This window comes from Paenibacillus sp. FW101-FHT12H11 (genome assembly GCF_058790355.1).
On the sequence record NZ_JBYTCO010000008.1, the window covers coordinates 337358 to 357182 of the forward strand.

Annotated in this window: 14 protein-coding genes; 1 reads left to right on the forward strand and 13 read right to left on the reverse strand. The window is 47.1% G+C overall.

All coding sequences use genetic code 11. The features are described 5' to 3' along the window. Window positions 1-72 precede the first annotated feature (72 nt). From AC3WTJ_RS25795 to AC3WTJ_RS25835, 9 genes are all read right to left on the reverse strand, one after another. Window positions 73-1107 carry an S-layer homology domain-containing protein gene (locus tag AC3WTJ_RS25795; RefSeq protein WP_492524254.1) on the reverse strand — a complete coding sequence of 345 codons (1035 nt, stop codon included), beginning with the start codon at window positions 1105-1107 and terminating at the stop codon, window positions 73-75. Between the two features lie 500 nt (window positions 1108-1607). After that, window positions 1608-1892, reverse strand: coding sequence for a chorismate mutase (locus AC3WTJ_RS25800; protein WP_492524255.1), 285 nt, complete (start codon window positions 1890-1892; stop codon window positions 1608-1610). A 20-nt stretch (window positions 1893-1912) separates the two neighbouring features. After that, window positions 1913-2815, reverse strand: coding sequence for a glycoside hydrolase family 43 protein (locus tag AC3WTJ_RS25805; protein WP_492524256.1), 903 nt, complete (start codon window positions 2813-2815; stop codon window positions 1913-1915). Between the two features lie 67 nt (window positions 2816-2882). Continuing rightward, complete coding sequence (locus AC3WTJ_RS25810; protein ID WP_492524257.1) at window positions 2883-3674, reverse strand: sugar phosphate isomerase/epimerase family protein; 792 nt, start codon at window positions 3672-3674, stop codon at window positions 2883-2885. Between the two features lie 375 nt (window positions 3675-4049). Then, window positions 4050-4691 carry a YfbR-like 5'-deoxynucleotidase gene (locus tag AC3WTJ_RS25815; protein ID WP_492524258.1) on the reverse strand — a complete coding sequence of 214 codons (642 nt, stop codon included), beginning with the start codon at window positions 4689-4691 and terminating at the stop codon, window positions 4050-4052. A 174-nt stretch (window positions 4692-4865) separates the two neighbouring features. Further along, a complete protein-coding gene (locus tag AC3WTJ_RS25820; protein ID WP_492524314.1) occupies window positions 4866-6041 on the reverse strand; it encodes a chromate transporter in 1176 nt (391 codons plus the stop codon). Between the two features lie 198 nt (window positions 6042-6239). Further along, on the reverse strand, window positions 6240-7148 hold the full coding sequence (locus tag AC3WTJ_RS25825; RefSeq protein ID WP_407868233.1) for a hypothetical protein: 909 nt from the start codon (window positions 7146-7148) through the stop codon (window positions 6240-6242). Window positions 7149-7347: 199 nt separating this feature from the next. After that, window positions 7348-8247, reverse strand: a complete 900-nt coding sequence (locus tag AC3WTJ_RS25830; protein ID WP_492524259.1) for a DMT family transporter — start codon at window positions 8245-8247, stop codon at window positions 7348-7350. 150 nt (window positions 8248-8397) lie between these two features. Continuing rightward, on the reverse strand, window positions 8398-9066 hold the full coding sequence (locus tag AC3WTJ_RS25835; protein WP_492524260.1) for an O-methyltransferase: 669 nt from the start codon (window positions 9064-9066) through the stop codon (window positions 8398-8400). A gap of 128 nt (window positions 9067-9194) precedes the next feature. On the opposite strand from AC3WTJ_RS25835, the gene AC3WTJ_RS25840 reads away from it, so the two are divergent. Next, window positions 9195-10100: a LysR substrate-binding domain-containing protein gene (locus AC3WTJ_RS25840; RefSeq protein ID WP_492524261.1), complete on the forward strand. Its 906-nt coding sequence runs from the start codon at window positions 9195-9197 to the stop codon at window positions 10098-10100. Here the strand turns inward: AC3WTJ_RS25840 and AC3WTJ_RS25845 are convergent. The 4 genes from AC3WTJ_RS25845 to AC3WTJ_RS25860 all read right to left on the reverse strand — a co-directional run bounded on the left by AC3WTJ_RS25845 (window position 10079) and on the right by AC3WTJ_RS25860 (window position 19823). After that, complete coding sequence (locus AC3WTJ_RS25845) at window positions 10079-10984, reverse strand: aminoglycoside phosphotransferase family protein (RefSeq protein ID WP_492524262.1); 906 nt, start codon at window positions 10982-10984, stop codon at window positions 10079-10081. The two genes, AC3WTJ_RS25840 and AC3WTJ_RS25845, sit on opposite strands and share 22 nt — an antisense overlap. Window positions 10985-11045: 61 nt before the next feature. Then, complete coding sequence (locus AC3WTJ_RS25850) at window positions 11046-12236, reverse strand: MFS transporter (protein WP_492524263.1); 1191 nt, start codon at window positions 12234-12236, stop codon at window positions 11046-11048. 72 nt (window positions 12237-12308) lie between these two features. Further along, window positions 12309-12668 carry a response regulator gene (locus AC3WTJ_RS25855; RefSeq protein WP_492524264.1) on the reverse strand — a complete coding sequence of 120 codons (360 nt, stop codon included), beginning with the start codon at window positions 12666-12668 and terminating at the stop codon, window positions 12309-12311. 87 nt (window positions 12669-12755) lie between these two features. Beyond that, window positions 12756-19823 (reverse strand): S-layer homology domain-containing protein, encoded by a 7068-nt coding sequence (locus AC3WTJ_RS25860; RefSeq protein WP_492524265.1) that lies wholly within the window; start codon window positions 19821-19823, stop codon window positions 12756-12758. Window positions 19824-19825 lie beyond the last annotated feature (2 nt).

Consider the following 19825-nt stretch of genomic DNA (forward strand, 5'->3'; position numbering starts at 1 on the left):
GCTGCTCTTAGGCATTTCCGCCAATCAAGCCCCTCCCTGATGCATGCGATTTCACAATCATTTTGCCTATAATTATTTTGCAGTCAACAGTTTATAAATCAGCATAGCCGCTTGAGCGCGATTCGTAAACTCCTTAGGATGAATGCCCTCGCCATAACCATCTACCAAGCCCATCTCCACCAGATTTGTAACACTTTGTATCGCATAATCCGAAATCTCTGAAGTATCGTTAAACGAATCAGCTAAAGATGTCCCTTTACTTGCCGGGAGCTTATTCAGCGTTTTTAAGGTACGAGCCGTGAGCGTCATCATGTCCTCTCTAGTTACAGACTCTCTCGGATGGAAGTTATTATAGTCATCACCTTCTACAATACCTAAGCTTCTTGCAGCGGATAGGTGCTCATCAAAGTACTCACCCTGCTGCACATCGTCAAAGCGCTCGCCAGATCCGCCTTTTACCTCCAAGGCTCTCATCAGAAGAACCACAAAATCGGCACGCGTAACAGGCTGGCCCGGACTGAAAGTGCGCTCAGCCGTTCCATTCACAATCCCCTTCTCAGCTAGGAAGGCAATCGCTGTTTTGGCCCACGTGAAATCGCCCAGATCATCGAATGGGAACAAATCGTTAATATCAACGGCCACTTTGGCATTCGAGTCCTGATCCGTGCTTGCTAGAATGGAATCGACCAATTTGACCTTGCCGATCGCCAGTTCCGCCTTCCCGTCATCTATCGCTTCAAACTTTAACTTGTACAAAATCTGTTCGCCATCGTCGCCCTTCGTTCGGCCTATGCGTGTGTGCGCGAGCTGAATATGGTTATCTTTCACAATGGGAGGAACCGAGAATCCAGGAATCTCCGTCGTAGCTTCTTTTAATTTAAGCTGCTTCGGATTGAAATCCAAATTGATTTCGTACGCATAGACATCTTTTAGCTGATGTCCTTTTATGAGAACCTCCACATTTTCTCCTTTGGACGGCTTATCCGTAAGAACTGTCAGCGTATACGAGGGTGTATCCTCTGCTGAAACTGATGCTGAACCCCCTACTATCATCGTTGCAGCGAAAACGGTCAATAAACTTCCTGTCATCATTTTTTTTACTTTCACGTTGGAGTGCCCCTTTCCATTCATTACCTCCAATATAAAAAAATCCGGCATTCATGTATTTAGACTATCAGGTGTAAATTTGCTATTTTCGGATATTTTGCGTAAAATGCCGTTATCTTGCCCGGTCAGGCCTTGCTGCCGCCCAAACCGGACCTAATCTGCCTGTTCTGCCCGACCCGACCTGCGTTGCCCGCCCTTTCCTCGCCCGCCCGCGCAAAATAAGGGAACTCCAGTCGCTTATTTTGCAAAAAAGCGGCGTTTGGCGTGCTGGAGGGAACTACAGGTTCTTATTTGCCCGCCAAACCCAGTTTCCGCTTCGAAAGCTGAGAAATAGCGGCCCCTAGTTCCCTCTCCCTCGCTCAAATATCTATTCTGAGCAAAATAGTGCCCTGTAGTTCCCCTCCAGCATCCCCTTGTTCTGAAACCAAGCATTTGCGTAAAAAACAGAAACCGGACACAGGAATTAACTTCCCATGTCCGGCTGCGGCTCACTTTTACCTCTATTTACATGTCGATTTGAGTAATTCTTCGTGCCGTGAAATGACGATATCGATGATACGTCTATAAATTTCCGAAGCATAGTCAGGGTTCAATCCGTATTGAGCCGAAAGCTTAGCGATCTTCTGAAACTGTTGATTTTCGCGGCTGACATCTTGCGAGTGCAGTTGATTCTCCGCTTTGTAAATGCCGACTTCTTCTGTATATTGAAATCTTTGAGCCAGTAGTGCAATGATCTTTTGGTCAACTTCGTCTATGCGATTTCTTAGTTCATCTAGTTTTGTCATCTGCTATAATACCTCCGCGTTTAATCCGATGTGTGCCACTTATCCGTCATCGTAACGGGAATAATTGCGCCATCCTCAAAGTGCAGCCTGTCCATACATAAAACCCTGCTTCCAGGATCAGTATCGCCTATCATTCTACGATGATATACAATGATCCACGCATCCGTTTCCGGCAAATACAAATAACCGTGATGGCCAGGTCCCTCGGCAATCGGTTCTTGTTTTTGAAGAATCGTGCCTTTGTTCTCAAATGGTCCCAGCGGACTATCGCTTACGCCATAAGCCACCCGATAAGTGCCATTCACCCAACTTCCCATGGACCACATGAAGTAATAAAGATCCCCTTTTTTAATCATGCAGGGGCCTTCGACATACCCTTCGGGCGTGATAGAAAGGAAAGTATCCCCATTTTCAAAAGGAACAAAGCCGTTCATGTCTTCATTCATTTTCGCTACATTACAGTGCCCCCAACCTCCATAATAGAGATAAATGCTACCGTCATCATCTTTAAAAAGATGGGCGTCAATCGGTTGAGCCGAGTGAATGAAACGATCGATCAGCGGTTTTCCCAAATATCCTCTAAACGGCCCCGTCGGATTATCCGACACTGCCATTTCCAATCCGCCGATTTCATCATTGGACTGGATATCGTTTGATGCAAATACGAGGTAGTATTTCCCCTTATTTTCAATAATTGTTGGTGCCCAAACAGCCCTCCACACCCATGGGAAATCTGACATTTCCAGTATGGCTTCATGCTTATTCCAGTGAATCAAATCTGTAGAGCTAAATGCATCCAGATTCATCTGGTCCGTATATGCTGTAAAGGATCGCGTAGCGTAAATCCAATGCTTGCCCTCATAGGTTCTAGCTTCAGGGTCTGCATAAAATCCGGGCACAATAGGATTCGATATCTCAGGCATCTGCGTCAGCCTCCTCGTTTTTATGACTTAAAAAAAGAGCCGCATAGCGCGACTCCCCCACTACCTTTTACTCGTATGTTTTCCGAATTCGCTCAGCTATCCAGTGGTTCACTTGAAAAAGATCCGCCACAGGCTGACGTGTAAAAGGTAATGTCGGCATATAACCTGGCGGGCCGAATTCAGGCGTGAACGTTGCAAATGGCTGCGCCGGGATGATCGGGTTGTGGAACATTTCATCCCACCACGTCTCAAACTGCTGCAAATGATTAGCATACTCAGGAGCTGCCGGGTGCGGGACTTGCGGACCTTCCTCAAAGCCGACCCTTCCATGAACATGCAGAGCTCTGCTCTTAATCAGTTCAAGATCCTCTTGCTGATCAGCCAACATGGATTCACATACACATGTGAAATGGCTGAAATCTGCTGTGATTTTCAGATCCGGGAACAATTTCAGGACTCTGGCCGTAGCTTTCGGAGTGAACATAACACGACCTCTATGTGTTTCGTGCGCAACTTGAATGCCAGCCGCTTTTTCCACACGCAACGCTTGTTCGAAAAAGCGATTTTGCTCATCTTCCGACATATAGTCTTTTCCGCTATGAGAGTTGATGAGCACAGGAGAAAATTGCTTCGCCCGCTCGACTTGCTGTTGAAAGGATTCTTCATGATGATTGGATGTGAAAATCTGAGGTATGTATGCCAGTTGCAGTTCGCCTAACAACTCAATAAATTCGTTTTGCTGCTCTTGACTTGGCATAGGTGCTTCAATTCCCTCGTAGCCATGCTGCTTGGCGCGATGCAGCTGCTCGCTAAGCGAACCTGTCATGCCCCACAGCGCGTGAAAAAGATGTAATTTCAACGTATTCCCTCCATTGATTATAAAAATGGCTGATCATCGACTAGTTCGCCTCTGACCGGCCAAATACCTTTAAAGGTGAAAAATTGAAGGGAATGAATTAAAGTAGGAGGAATTGCGGAGTGGTAGTAATACGGCGCTTCGCTTTGGCTTAATAGCCGCGGGAGCCCAACCGGAGCTAGCAATAGCAGCTATTTTTAGAATGCGCCTTCATTCATTAATATAATCATTTGCTTCTCATATTTTGGGGATAACTCGATGAAATTACGAATTGGGGAATAAGTTGACAGTGGCTTTGGAGGAAAGGATAAAATGATGTAAGAGGGGGACAATACTAGCAAATGCCATAGATACGCCCCCTTTAGCCGAGATGCTTTCTCACCTTTGATCACGGTAAGACAAGGCTTCCTCTGTAATTCTTTTGATATCAACCGGCGAAGTAATTTCGTCATTTACCATATCCGGCAGGATGTTTTTCAAAAAATAATCAACGCAATGTAAAGGAATCGTATTAATTTTGATAAGAGCATCACGGTACATTTTAATGAATTCTTTCTCCGTGTTTCCCCTTTTAAGTTCAGCAAATGCTTCATACACCTGATCCATTTTATCGGCCACTTCCAAAATTAAACCTTCAATCGAATGATCTTTGCCCTCACGAAGCTGATGATGAAAAATTTCTTTAAATTCCTCAGGAATCTGCTCTTCAATAAAGTTATAGACCATGCCTTCTTCAACCTTTTGAATCAATAAACGAAGTTCAGGGGATGCGTGCTTGACAGGCGTTTTGATATCCCCAATGAATATTTCACCATAATCATGGCTGCTTGTGATTTCGTAAAGCTTTTTCCAGTCAATGCTAGCGCCGTTTTTCTCTTCAATGTCTGCGAGAGTTTTGGCGTACTGGACGACTTTCCATGAGTGAGCCGCGACACTGTGTTCCTCGAACTTGAACTTGCCTGGACAGCGAATAATTCTTTCTAAATCATTTAAAGACCTAAAATAAGCATGGATTCCCATACGTTCAGCCCCCCATTATGTTAGAATAGCTCGTCCATCTCATTCATAGTCCTCACAATAATTAGTTTACAATCTGCCTGTAAAATCTAGATTAAATGTAATGCGTAATCAAGTTAAATATCTGAAAATTTGCAAATGCGAAAAAGCCTGATTGCTCAGGCTTAACTCTTTAAATCAGCTAATTAGCAGTCCGCCAATGGCTCCTGCGATGACAACAACCCAAGGAGGCAGCTTCCAAAAGACAAGCATCACAAACAGAATCATGGCCAAAACAAAATCTACGGGAGCTAGGATAGCCGTGATCCAAAGCGGGTTATATAACGCTGCAAGCAAAATGCCAACAACGGCTGCATTAATTCCGACTAATGCTCCTTGGACTTTAGTGCTCTTGCGCAAAGTATGCCAGAAAGGCAATGCTCCTACGACTAAAAGATACGCTGGAAGAAAAATAGCTGTCGTAGCGATTATCGCCCCTTTCGCTCCGCCAATCATCGTCCCCAAATACGCTGCGAAGGTGAATAACGGGCCAGGGACAGCTTGCGCGGCACCATATCCCGCAAGAAAGTCCGACTTGCTGACCCACCCTGTCGGGACGACTTCCCTTTCCAGCATGGGGAGAACAACGTGGCCCCCGCCAAAAACAAGCGATCCTGACCGATAGAAACTATCAAACATGGACAACCACTCGATATGAACAATTTGCCGAAGCGAGGGAAGCAAGATTAGCAGTCCGAAGAAAACACCCAAAGAGAGAATTGCAACGCTTCGGCTAATCGGAATGGAGAGACTTGTCGTATTCGGGATCGACGTATTTTTATACAAAAACATGCCTGCAATTCCCGCAATGCCTATCAGTAAAACTTGGCTAATAGCCGTCTGCCACAGGACGGTAACAGCTGCTACAAGCACGGCAATTGTTGCTCTATTGCGATCAGGAGCAAGCTTCTGCCCCATCCCCAAAATAGCTTGCACGACGATAGCTACTGCAACGATTTTGAGGCCATGAATCCAACCGGTGCTGCCAATATCAAACCCTTGCAGCAGTAAGGCAAACAGTACCAACGCAATGACCGATGGCAGTGTAAAACCAAGCCAGGCTGTCAATCCGCCCAACATGCCAGCGCGAACGATCCCAACGGCTATGCCGACCTGGCTGCTTGCCGGACCGGGCAAGAACTGACAGAGGGCAACGATATCCGCATAGTCCTGCTCATTCAACCATTTGCGGCGACGTATGTACTCGTTATGAAAATAACCGAGATGCGCAATCGGCCCGCCAAATGAAGTTACGCCTAACTTGGCAGACACAGCCAATATTTCGAGGAGAGCCCGTGGCTTGCTAGTAGGCATCTGTTCCTTTGCGATCGTATTCTTCTCCACGAATGATGATACCTCCAACTAGATCGTTCGATTTCTTGAAAGGAAACATTGATAAATTACCACCGTTCTCCTCGGCAGTCAATTACAAATTCTTAATAAAGGGATAAAGAAAAAAACAAGCTAATTCCATGAGCTCCCTCACTCAAAGAATTAGCTTGCTTCCTTCGCTTATTGCGCAAATTCACCGCGTAACCGATCTTCAAAATATTCATCCATATAGGATTTTATGAACTGGTTACGCACTTCAATATTTTCTTCTTTCTTGAATAAGCCAATCTTTCGAATCCGTTCATGTTCCGGCTTACGGTTCCAATGCTCGAAGGCTTCCTTCTCAAGTGCCAGATTGATTCTGCGGATGGTGAGATACTCATTCGTTCTTTCGCTGCGCTCTTTATCGAGATCTGGCGCAGGTGGAATCAGTTTTTGAATTTCCTCATTCTGACGCTTCAGTTCTTCATAATGCTGCTGCTCCAGCTTCTTTTGTTTCTCATGCAGCACCTTCACTTCATCTACGAGCTCTCGCTGCTGACGCTTCTCTTCCTCTACGTCCCGAGGAGCTGGAAGCATGGTTCTCAGCTCTTGGTTTTGGCTTAGCAGCTGTTTATTCTGGCTGGTCAAATCCGCTACAAGACCGCTTAGCTGAGTGACCCCTTCGATGAGCGGTTTCATCGCGGTATGGATGCGGTCTTCCAGCATTATCGCAAAACCCTCCTCAAACTTCTGTTTGAAGACGTCTGGAGAACGCTCGGTTACCGCTTGGGATGCTTGAGGAGCAGCCGGGGTAACCGCTGGCGCCACAGGAACGGGTAGCGTTCTTGGGACGTTCTTGCGAACATGGTTCATCGTTGAGCTTGCCGCGGTTTTCATACTTTGACCAGCATCCAGCCGTTGTTTCAGGATTTCAAAAATATCAATATCATGCTGTGTAAAAATCCGATTGCCATTATCTTCTTTACGAAACTTATAGCCTCTTGCTTCAAGCGCCATCGCATATTTGCGTAAACTGGAATCGCTTACCCGGAGATGCTCATGCACCTGTTTTGGACTGTATACCAACTCTAAATCTAAATTTACCATATCGCCATCTCCTCACTATTTCCAAGGATAAAATGCTTTTAATAGTATTCTAGATTGATAGAGTTGCATTTACAGTCGAAATAGGAGTGTCGAAATCTGTTTACCTTTGCGTACAAGAATTCATCAATTATTTCCCAAGAAATAGTTTATCTCAAACAAAAGCAAGCAGATACCCTACTGGTACCTGCTTGCTTATTTGTTAAATTCCCGCCCCTATTTCCCGGGGCTGACGGCGTTTCATATTGGCTATCATCACACCAGCCAGAATCAGAATGCCCCCGCCTACTTGGGCCGCTCGAATCGGATCGCCTAATAAGAAGAAGCTTACGATGATCGCGATAAATGGCGGGATATTCATAAACATTGCGCTAGTAGACGGCCCGACGACGGCGATGCCCTGGTTCCACCAAAAGCCAGCCACCCCTTGACCAATGACGGCTACGCCGATCAGCAATAACCAAGACAGCAAGTGATGGCTCGCATGAAGATGACCTTGAAGCGCTTCAACTCCTACCGCAGGGGACATTAAAATGGTCCCAATCACCGTTGAATATATCGTTACCTCGTAGGAACTCATCCCACTAGTTAATCTGCGAATGAACAACAAGCTGACCGACATACCCAGCATAGCGAGCAGCAAATATACATCGCCTTTTGAAATACCGAGTGTCTTTCCTCCGTAAAGGACTATACATACAACACCAACTAAAGCTACGACAGATCCGCAAAGCTTCAGCCATGTGACTTCTTCTTTCAGAAACAAGCGCGATAACAGCAGTGTAGCTATGGGAGAAAGCGCAATAATGAGCGCTGCGTTGCCTGCTGTTGAGTGCTGCAGCCCTGTAAAGTAAAACAATTGGTTGAATAAAGTCCCAAAAATACCGGCAAACAATAGAAGTCCCCACTCCCGCGAGGTTGGACGTCTGATGGATTTGTTAATGACCGCTACAGAAATTAAGAACAGTGACATAACAACGAGTCGGGCGAATGATAAAAAAATAGGCGAGAAATCTCGCAGCAAATAGGCGCTTGCAACATAGTTAAAGCCCCATAACAGCGATACTCCCCAAAGCTTCCATAAAACATTACGTTCTGGCATCTCTCTGAAATCTCCTTAACCTCTAAATCAAATTTGATGATTGCCTGACAGTGACAGCAAACAGATCATTAAAAAGATATTCGCCCGGACTCCTGGAATTCCTCCCACAAACGAGAAAGCCGGACATGGAAAATCCCATGTCCGGTTTCATCATTTTACAATACCTAATACAAAACCATCATATCCTTTACTGCCGACCGTCTGAATGGCCGTTGCCGAAATCCTCGGTTCACCCGCCAACAGATCATAGAATTTCCTTACTCCCTGAACGCGGGGATCTTGACTTTCCTCATTGATGACCTCGCCATCACGGATGACATTATCTCCAATAATCACCGTCCCAGGATGAGAAAAATGCAGCGCCCATTTTAAATAATGAGGGTTATTGGGTTTATCGGCATCTATAAATATCAGATCAAAAGGTTCAACACCTTCATTGTCCAACTGAGCTAATTGTTCTAGTGCGTCTCCTACACGAAGCTCGACAAGTTCACTCAGCTGAGCATGGGATATGTTTTCACTTGCCACTCTAGCATGAATCGGATCCAGTTCCAGTGTAACTAACTTTCCGTCTGATGGTAATGCCCTCGCCATCCAAATGGTACTATATCCGCCTAATGTGCCAATCTCCAGGATCCGTTTAGCGCCTTTCATTTGAATCAACAAATTCAAAAACTTACCTTGCGTAGGTGAAACATCATAAGCTGGCAGCCCTGCAAGCTGATTCGCGGCCAAGGCATTTTCCAGAACAGTGTCGTGTGGAATCAACCGTTCTTTAACATACTGGTCTACTTTTTCCCATGTGTTAGTTGCATTCATCGTTATCACTCCTCTTTGCTATTTACCTTCTGGCTTCATTATAAATCGAATCTAATCATATAAATAATATATCTTTATGTTAGAATCATATATATAATATATAAAACAGAAACAAAGGGAGCCTTCTAATGAATTTACATGCCTTACGCTTATTTCATACAGTTGCAACCAGCGGTAGTGTGACACGCGCTTCCGAATTATTAAATATAAGCCAACCCGCCATTACTGCACAGATCAAAAAGTTCGAAAAGGAGCTGCAGCTTCTCCTGCTGAAACCTCTGGGAAGAGGGGTAACGCTAACGGATGCCGGTGAAGAACTGTCTTTACTTGCAAAAAGGCTTTTTGCGGTTGAACAGCAAATCGAACAATTCGCTCACAATTACCGCAGCGGCACAACCGGAAGTATTCGGCTAGCCGCTACCTACTTACCCGCACATTTCCTCATTCCAACTTGGATCGCAAAGTTTAAGCAGCAATATGAACAAGTTGAAATGATGATCAACACGACCAATTCCAGCGGTGCCTTGAACCAGCTGCTAAATGTAGAAGTGGATATCGCCATTTATGGGGGCATAGCTGAGACCTACCCGGACACCATTCTGACAGAGGAATTGTTTCAGGATGAGTTATGGTTTGTCGTGGCGCCTGATCACAAATATGCCAATCAGCAGGTCTCTCTGGCCGAAATGATGAAAGAACCTTTTGTCATGCGTGAAGAAGGCAGTTCAACTCGCGAGAGACTGCTGTCTCTATGCCGCACCTATCATTCAGCCGTTCCCGCCATTTCTTTGCAATTTAACGGACTCCATGAAGCGATTACTGCCGTGATTGCCGGGTATGGCGCTAACTTCGTGTCTTCCCTCGTTGTACGCGAATATGTAAATCGTGGTGAGTTGTCCCGCGTTTATGTAGAAGGAATCCAACTTAAGAATACAATCGCCATTTGTACACGTAAAAATGAACCCTTATCTGCTTCAACAAACAATCTCATTCAGATGATCCGTCAAAATCCTTATAACAAGCCGTTCTTATAATCAGCGAGAACTTCATTGATTGTGCGCCGAGAAATCTCTGCGAGGACAAGATTTGTTTCTAGATAGTAGGCTAGCGCGATTAACCCGAAGGAAAGCGCCCACCCGCTCCCGCGTAACCAAGCCGCATCATCGATAGGCAGGGCTGCGCGGAAGCGTTCGCGGCCTTGCGCGGCAAGGAACGTCCACGCGACCATGAGGTCGCACGCAGGATCTCCCACGCCCAAAGTACCAAAGTCAATAACAGCGCTTAGCCGGCCCTTCTCGATCAGCAGGTTCCCTGGATGGAGATCACCGTGAATCCAAACCGGCTTGCCTTGCCATACCGCTGCCTGCAGGGCTGCCTCCCACACAGCGGTTGCTGCGTCAGTATCCACAATGTAATGCAGGGTTACGATGGCAGCACGAACTGCGGCATCGCGTTTCGCCAGAGGTTCGCCACGGCCTGAGTTATGTGCGCCTGGCGGAGGCCCTCCATCGGAATCGATCCGCTGCATGGCGGTTACGAACTGAGCCAGTACGTTAGCTGCATGGTTTTGATCTTCTACATCCCGGACCGTCGCGTTCTCTCCTTCCAGCCAGCGATACACAGACCAGTTCCGGGGGTAGCCTTCAGTCGGCGCCCCAAAAGCTAACGGAGCATGAATGGGAATCGGCAGCAGCGCAGCCAGTTGCGGCAGCCATTTCTGCTCCTTCTCCACCTGCCCGACCGCCCATTCCGCCCTCGGCAATCTTACGGCCATATCTGTGCCGAGCCGATAGATCACATTGTCCGTCCCGCCGGAAATGACCTGCTCAATCGCAAGCTCTGCCCACTGTGGAAATTGTGTGGAAATTAAACTTTTCACAAGAGTAACATCAATCACAAGATCGTTTGCTTGGCTCATTTGGACAAAACCTCCCAGTCCCTACTTATTTGTAACGGAATACTCCGCCCGCAATCTATGCCTAAATCTCCTCTTGCTCTGTCTGCCGCTCGAAAGCTTCTGTGCTCTTCCCTGAGAAGTAAGGAACCATGAGTGCGCAGGCAAGCGCCAGCATGATTAAGAAGATAAACGCTCCTCCGCGGATGTCTTTTACCGATAAAGCCAGTATGAGCAACAGTATCCTCGAAGCATTCAAAAAACATTCACGCCATAAGAAAATCCGGGCTTGCTGCAGGGCCGTTTGCTTGGCAATAATTCGAAACTGCCTCGTGTTCCACACCGTCCCGAAATAAAACATCCCGATGGTCGTTAAAATATTGGAAATGATAAGGATGGGCGCTTTCGGCAGTAAGGGCAGAAGAATGCCAACTGACACAAAAATCATCCCGATTGCCAACCATACCCCTTCACGCGTCTTTAGTCTCCTATACAACATCATAGCCCCGATGGCAAAGCAGGCATATAGCACATTAAGCATGGCGATGACCAATTTATCCTCCGAGACCGAAAATGTAAACACCAACGCAAACAGCACCTGGAATTGCAAAAATATGCCGGCCGCCAGCAAAGACGGAACCATCCACCGCAGCGCACTGGTTGCAAATACGAGCCGAAATTGGATGCCGCGAAATAATGGCACAGATTCACCGGCGAGGGTAATAGTAGGAATATAAAACGAAACAGTCAATAATAAGCCCACAAACACGAACATCAGTAAAAAGGACCCTGAGTAGCCAATCCATTTGATAATGAGCGCAAAAGCAATCGGATTAATAATCGATACGAGCTGGTTGATGATATTGGCAATTGAAAAATACTGCTCAAAATCCTTCCCTTTTCCGTACACACTCAAGGTAATGTTTTGCGCTGCGGCATAAAATCCCCACATCACGCCGATGGGAATGGCGATAATTGTAATCCATAAAAGCCTATTCTCAAGCTCCAGCACCGATAAAAGCAGAAAAACGACTCCGCCGCAGACCGCATTCGTGCGAATCAACACACGTGTCGTATAGCTGGTTAACAATCTGGAACCAACCGCAAACGCGAACGTCCATGTGATAAACATAATGAGGTTGAACCATACCACCTCAGAGATATTGTTGTTCTTCTCCCAAATAAATAAATTGACGAAAATACCAATGTAGTTAAATATGACTGTTGATGCTGCATTCATGAGCAGCAACCGTTTCATCTGACCGCTAATCTGCATCCCTTTCATCCGCCTTCTCGTGTGTTCATGGACATCCACTACAGATTCGATTAGGGCAAATTGATTTCCTGCCTAAAATAACTTTTCCAAAGTGTCAGCAATTCTATCTTTATTAAAAGGTTTGACGAGGAAGTCTTTTGCGCCTGCTTGAATGGAATCAACGACCAGTTTCTGCTGACCCATGGCAGAACACATGATGATTTTGGCTTGGGGATCCAATTGTTTGATTTCCTTCAGCGCCGCGATTCCATCCATCTCAGGCATGGTTATGTCCAATGTCACCAAATCCGGTTTGAGCCTTTTGTATAACTGTACACCTTCAAGACCGTTTCGGCCCTCCCCTATAACCACATAGTCCAAAGCTAAAAGCATATCTTTTAACATTGCTCTCATAAATGCAGCATCATCTACAATCAAAATCGTATTCTTCACATGAAACCTCTCCTTATTAGTAAAGTAATATCCTCCATAATTGAAAAGAGGACAGATCTTAACGATCTGTCCTATCGATACTGCCTCCTACCTGCCATAAAACTGAATAAGTCTGTAAATCAATATCGCTGTTTCTTCACGCGTCATCGTTTTGCCCGGTCTAAACGTTCCGTCTTCATAGCCATCCATTAATCCATGTTGACGAACTTGCTCCACATAGCTCCTTGCAAAGTCCGGTATGTCACCCGCATCTGCAAACGGTTCGGAAGGTGCTGCTGTCTGGCTGTTGCCCCCAAGCACTCGGCCTAGAATCGTTACAGCTTCCGCTCGGGTAATTGGTGTGTTGCTGTCCAAGACGAGACCTTGTTCCGTTGGGCGACCTCCTAGTATATTCTCAATGATGGAGGTATACATGTAAGGCTTAGCCCAGTCCGGAACCTGATGCCAATCTTTAAACTCGCTTTCTAAATTACCGGTTTGAATAGGCAGCTTCCTCGCAGAGGCAAGCAGTTTGATGAACTCCGCCCGTGAAATACTGCGTACCGGTTGGTACACCATGTCTTTCCCCTCTATTAAACCATCAATGATGCCTAAAGATTGGAGTGCATAAATGCCCGAAGCCGACCATCTTTCTTTCGGAATATCAACGAACTGGATGGGAGCGCTCACGTTGAACAAGGCATATTTGCCCAATCGATCAATATGTACAGTAACCTCCCTGCGAATAGGATCCACTTCACTCGGAACAACTTCCCATTTCTGCATATAGTCGTTGAATCGGTACACGGCCAAACCTCTCGAATCTTGAACACGCTCAGCGTCGTAATGGAATGTCACTTCTATTGGTTGTTTCATTTGCTTGTTTTTACTCGCAAGTCCGAGCTCATAGATGCCAGTAATAGGTTGTTTGTTTTTCTTTTCATCGGTTGAAAGATACTTCTCAACATTGCTTACTCTGCCAACCAGCAATTTATCAACCTGATTAACGGCACCTTTGTGAATAGAGATAGAAATTTCATCGACACGTTTGTTCAACAAATCCGTATCAGGAGTGAGATCGAATTCGCCGGCTCCCTTCGTGTTGGGATCAACAGGCATTGGATTCCCAGTCCCACTTCCTGTTCCATTTCCAGAAGAAGAACTTTCTTGCTCCACTATGGTGACCGTCTTTTCAGCCTGAAGCGTTGTCCCATTATCCAGCGTATAGGTGGCCTGGATGCCGATACTTCCTGCTTGCCGTGTTGTCAGCTTACCAGATGAGTCGATGAAAGCGAGCTCGCTGCCCTTGGTTAGCTTCCAGTCGACCTTCTCCGGATTAAGCGCCATGGCAAGGCCTTCATCATCAATACCGGTCAGCTTCAAGAGAAGCGATTCGCCTGCTATCATTTTAGCTGCATCCGGTGATATATTTACGCTTTTAAGCTGAATCGTTTTCGGATCTCTTTCAATATGAATGTTCATCACATCTTGAACCGTCGAACCGCTGCTAAGCCTGTTGGACGCACGAACCGTGATGTCGCCTTTCGCAAGAGCCGTCAAAGTACCCGTTTGGTCGATACTCGCAAGAGAGGCGCCGTTGGTAATTTCCCACGTCACACGGCTGTCGTCGAGTGTAACAGCTGTACCATCATCCCTCAAACCGATGAGGTCTAGTTTTAAGGAATCTCCGATGAACATTTTCTGTATATCAGGTGTCAACTTCACGCGACTAACCGGTTTCACATCCGATTCCTGACCGACCTTGATGACAACGGCATCTTGGAACGCATAAGTATCCGTTACTTGATACGAGGCAAGTAGAACGATATCTCCGTCCTGCTTCGCCGTCAATCTTCCATCCGTATCCACGTGGGCAATGGATTCACCCTCCATGAACTCCCACTTCACATACTGGGAATCAATATTCATTTCGCTGCCTGCAGCATCATTCTGAATTCCGATAAGTTGAAGCTGCACGCTCTCTCCAGCCTTCATTTTCTCAATACTCGGCGTTAAGCGCACCTTCTTCAGCGGCTGGATGGCTCCGTTAATCACCTGTAGTTGGGAAGTTGTCGTATTCCCCACCACATCGGAAGATGAGACGGTGATGTCATGCTTGAAATGGTTGCTTAGCGGAATGGAAGCTTGGAAACGACCTTGCTCATCTCCAGCCACTTCGTGGCCGTCGATGACGACCTTAGCTCCTGCTTCCGTTCTGCCTCTAATCTCGGCTATTCCGTTCGGAGCCATCGAGTCGGACGCAGGACTGTCCAGCATGATCACTGGCGCCTTAGTATCAACAACGAACTTCACCCGCTTCACGGCCATGTCTCCGTCTTTGTTCTTGGCAACCAAATCCACATAATGAACGCCATCCGTTAGTTGATAAATGGTCAACTCATCCGATACACCATGCATCTGTTTACTTGATTTTACAGAATCAACGTAAATGTCCGCAGTGACTTCCTCCTCAGCGCTTAACATAAGCTTGACGTCGCGTTCCTTAACGCCCGTCATCTTTGAAGATGAACCTTGAGCGTTGTCAATCGCTTCCGTATCGCTGATGAGGATGCCCTCCGTCGATTTGCCAGCGACGCCAACAGTAAACTCAGGAGGTTTCGGCTCAGGCAGCTCTACTTCAGCGCTGACCGTGGTTGGCCCGTAATAAGATTTACGCTTCGTGCTGTCGTGGATGTCGGTTTCTTGCCGCACTGGCGTAATGCCAATTTTATAGGTCTTGCCGGTCTCCAGCCCTAGAATTTCAGGCGGCTTTCCTTCGGCTGCAAGCCCTTGATACGTCCCCCCGATGATGACGCTGTAATTGCCGTTCGCATCCTTCGTCGTGTTCTTCGCGTCAGCATACGCGACGCCAAATTTATCGACCGCATTGCCTTCCGTATCGAACACTTCGATGTTGTAACCTGTGGTCGCTGGATCCGAGCTTGCCGGCCACGCTGCGCGCAGCATGCCGTTGCCGTTCTTCGCGCCTTGCACGGAAGTCACGGCAGCCGGTGCCTTCGGATTCACGATGTGCAGCTTCTGCGAATCCTGCTCGCTGTATGACATTTTCTCCGTCGATAAGCCGAAATGGACATAATAATCACCGGTCTGTAAATCCTCCGGAATGTCTAGTGTCTGCTCACCGGTTTTTGGATCAACCGTAGCAAGCACCCTGCCGACACTTTCCTTCTCGGTCGACAAGGAAATAATGAGCTTGGACGCTTCTGCCGGGTTCGCCGATTCTTTATAATTCTGGCCGCTCCAGCTCAACTTCAACTTGCTGCTGCCCTCAAGCTCTGCGTTTGCGTTCGTCAGCTTCGGTACTGGAAGTACTTGCGCCAGCTTCGTTTCAACTTCATGGTCCGAAGTAAGCGTATAGACGCCATTGGCAGGCTTTTCAAGACCAATGACCATGTAATGCTTCTGAACCCCGTCAACCTCATCGGTACGGAGGAAGTAGTTCCCTTTTTCCACCAAATCAATTGGCGTACCGTCAGGTTTTGTTAAATTTACTTGAGGCAGGTCGCCTTCATAAGCCATCTCGATTAAATAGCTGCTAGACGAGTCACCTAACGTAAACCTATGCGTCTTTTTATCGTCATCTGCTGCAAGAGCCGTTCCCGTTCCGTAAATAGGTGCCTCGTTATCGCGAGTCCACCCATCTCTCGAAGCCAGAAGCGACATCGGCTTCGAGCTGCCGATGATCCGCATATTCGTGCCGTACATCATTGTACCTCTCTGATTCCCGTCGCGGACTGGCATAGCATAAATGCCTTTGTTGCGCCCTAGACGAGGCAGGTAGGCTGGATCGGAAGAAGCGATACCAACCCCGACATCCAAACCGCCTGACCAATAATAATCAGCTGTCAGTTCAATGGTAACCAGTAGCAGATTGATTTGCGCCGCTGCCCAAATCTCTTCGTTATTGATGCCCGCCGAGGCTTTCGCCAATGTTTCACCGCCAATAAAAGGAACGGAACGCGGTATTTTCAGCTCAATATAAGCTCTGCCGTCAAGCCGCTTGTCAGAAATGTAGACACTGCCTCCTCCTGCGATCAGCCCATCCAGAATATCAATGGTACCGCCCCCTGTGACATAGAAGCTCTCATCCGTACCTGTATCCCAGGAAGCTTCCAAATAGGCCGTTTTGAAAATCGGGAGGGAAGCAACGTCCAGATTGCCGTCAATGCGCATTTTTCTTCGATTGAATTTTCCTTCAAATTCACCCTTGAAAACTTTCACCGCACTGATGTCGCTAAGCACGACCACTGTAAAGATTTCAGCTCCTCCGTAATACGGATTGGTCAGCTCAGCAAGATTCTCAACGCCGCCGCCCAGCTTGGTCACATACACGCTTCCAGGCACAACAGGGATTCCAGGATCGCCCTCGCCTGAAAGAATGAGCTTATTTAAATACCAGGTGTCGTTTTGGCGTTCACGCATAATTTCAAAGCTCACTTCCGCTTTAACGACGCCGATTTCCGCAGATCCGTCCACGGTGTAGTGTCCATGAAAGGTATCAACGCCAACATTAGCTTCAATCCCTTTCACCATACCGAAGTTCGATAAAGAGAGCTCGCCTTCTGCGATTAGTCCTTCGTATCCTTTGCGGGAGAAGAGAATATCCTTCGCATCGATGGAGAGAGCTCCTTTCGACTCCTCGCCATCTGCGCTTTTTTTGCCCCCAAGGAACGGCAGCGATACTTTAGCTCCGAAGGACAACATATCTTTATCATCCCGGTTAGCCAGAATAAGCTCGTTAATATCAATCGGCAACCCGGAGAGCATGACGTTCAGGAACTTCCCAACGCCGCTCATTTGAACGACAATTGTTTCGTCTTTCGCCTCTTCACGATCCCCTTCCAGGGTGTAAGCCTGACCGTCCTGGAGTGCAATGTTAAAGTTGTCATACCAGAAGTCAAAGCCATTCTTGGCATTAACGCCTAGCAGGCCTTGGCCTTGAATATACACGAATGTATTTTTCAATTGATTCAATTGATCTTTGTTCAAGCCGGCTTGCCCGGAACGATAGGGATAATCGATATCAAAACCCGTATTTACCGGTTTAAACGTCTTATCGAAGCCAAACTCCGGCAGACCCAAATCAGCGTTCGTGTCAGGCTTCACCTCAGTTCCTTGCGGAAGTGCTCCACCTATCGTGTCAAAATTCCACGGGAACCCAGGATCAAATGCCGGGATCAACGCATAGTTAAACCCAAAATTATAAGTTGGATCGATGTTCAGCACCTGCTGCTTATTGTCTGAAATAATCATCGGAACCGGCGAGCTATAGGTCATGATATCGTTGATGACGGCTTTTTTATTCGCGGAATAAACCAAATACTTGGATACCTTCCCCGTGGTTGTCCGCACCTCGCGAATATCACCTTTCACGGTAAGCAGCACGCTTCGTTCAGCACCGCCGTTCTTCGGCATAGCCGCAAGATGGGCTTTGAGCTTCTCCAATTGATCTTCGTCTTTGAGAGGCAGCACCCGGTAAAAGTACGTCGGATCGCTGCTCGATCCCTTCAACTCGTAGTCTTTGAGAACCGCAAGAACGCCATAATTTCGGGAAATATACGTTTTATCCTTCGTAAACATCAGCTTGAACGGCAGTTGCGTTCGCGTGCTGTCTTGCTGTTCAATAAGAATATTGTATTCTCCAACTGGCAGTTCATCTTCCAAGGTTGCCAAAATCGTCGTATCATCCGACACGGAAATTTGGTTAGATGGTATTTTCAACTCCTGCTTCGTGCCCGCATGCTGCAGCAACAGCTTCCATTTGGCGGTGTCTTTGTACATCTCAAAGCCCGTTCCTTTGATCGTGAACGAACGTTTGCCGCTGTAATAAAGCTTATCTGGGCTTACGGTATTGTACAGCGTCTTCGGCGGGCCGCCATTTACGCTCGGCAACAAAACAAAACGGCTGCTCGAATAAATATCGGAGGTGTTCACCTTACCGTCAGGCCCGATCTGCCGACTGTCATAGACATCGACACGGTACTTCTCCATTTTGTAAATATCCTGAGGCAGTGCCCTCACCCGCCATGTAAACGCCTGCTGCTCGCCTACCTTAAGGAGGCGTTTGACCTTCGTGCTCTCCTCTCCTTTGACTAGCTGCAGCCCTTTCTCAAAAGAGATGGAGGCCGTGGCATCGTACACGTCGGCGGAATTAGGCAGGTTATTTTCCACATAAGCCGTAATTTCAAACTCTTCTTCCTTGTATCCGTCGTACGTTTCATTTACGTTCAATTTGCTGATCGAGGACAGTTGGACGTTGTAAGAGTATGCCTTATCCGGTACTTCCCCAATGCCATAATACGTTTCAAATACCGTCCGCTCTCCGCTCGGAAGCGCAATGGGATTCCAATAAAAGGCGACGGCTGTATCCTTCTTCCCATAGTCCGATTCGATTGTAAAATTGCGATCCGGCTTCACATCGTATTCCCAGGTTGATTGGGACAGCCCCTGCCAATGGCCGATCGTCATCGCATCCGGCGTTTTGTTGCCCCAGCCGCTTGTTAAACCATAGGAGATTACGCTTGGGGCAAACTCATTGTCGCTCGCACGCCAAATCTTTGGCACCTCGCTGCCGGTATATGTCTTTTCTGTATCGACGAAAAGATTGCCAAGCTTGATGCCTGCGCCATCATTCGTCCCCGTCATGACATCGAGCAAGATTCGGCTGCCTACTTGCACCGACGTTTGAGAGTGATTCGTCACGCCATACTGAATGAACACATTGCCATAGTTTGGATTGTCTTTATCCATAATGAGCTCCAGCTTCTGCTTGATCTCCACACCGTCGACATCCCAGGTCGTCACAATGGCTTTGCCTTGAATTTCCGGGCGGCCTTGCAAAGCGGCCTTTCTGGCTAAACTTAAGCCGTATCCCTCGCCGAATATATAGTCTTCATTATTAATTCGAAACGTCGTGAACGACGTATCCGGGCTTTTATCCTGGAACAGCAACCACTTGTCATCGTCACTTTTTCTCAACGGATTGCCTTTGACGGTTTTAATTGTGTAGTGACCCTTGCTGTCAACGACCATCTTCACGATGCCATTGTCCAGCTCTAAGGGAGGGTCACCTACAACTGCCGCATGGGTTAGCTCGGCAAACGAAAACGTAAACAGCATCAAAGCGACCAAAAAACTACTTATCCATCTATACACAG